Source organism: Nocardia sp. SSK8 (assembly GCF_037034205.1).
In the GTDB taxonomy this organism is placed as follows: Bacteria; Actinomycetota; Actinomycetes; order Mycobacteriales; family Mycobacteriaceae; genus Nocardia.
In genome coordinates, this window is the sequence record NZ_JBAGKD010000042.1 from 1 (window position 1) to 326 (window position 326).

Here is a 326-nt window from a genome sequence, read left to right on the forward strand (position 1 = left end):
AGGCGATGTCACGCACCTCGTCCATATCGATGCGGTGGTCTTGCTTGGACACCCCGTAGGAATGCACGTCATAGAGCTTGCCCGAGAAATTCAGGCGCATCCCGTGGGTGAGGTGACCACCGTGGGCCAGATCCAAACCCAGCAGCGTCTCACCCGGGTTCATTAACGCCATCAACACCGCCGCGTTGGCCTGGGCGCCCGAGTGCGGCTGGACATTGGCGAACTCGGCACCGAAGAGTTCCTTGGCCCGATCCCGAGCCAGGGTCTCGACCACATCGACGGCCTCGCAGCCACCGTAGTAGCGGCGGCCGGGGTAGCCCTCGGCA

1 pseudogene is annotated in these 326 nt (G+C 64.1%); it reads right to left on the minus strand.

The window, feature by feature from the left end:
• Nucleotides 1-326: pseudogene (locus tag WA675_RS27290) on the minus strand (serine hydroxymethyltransferase); the annotation flags it as partial.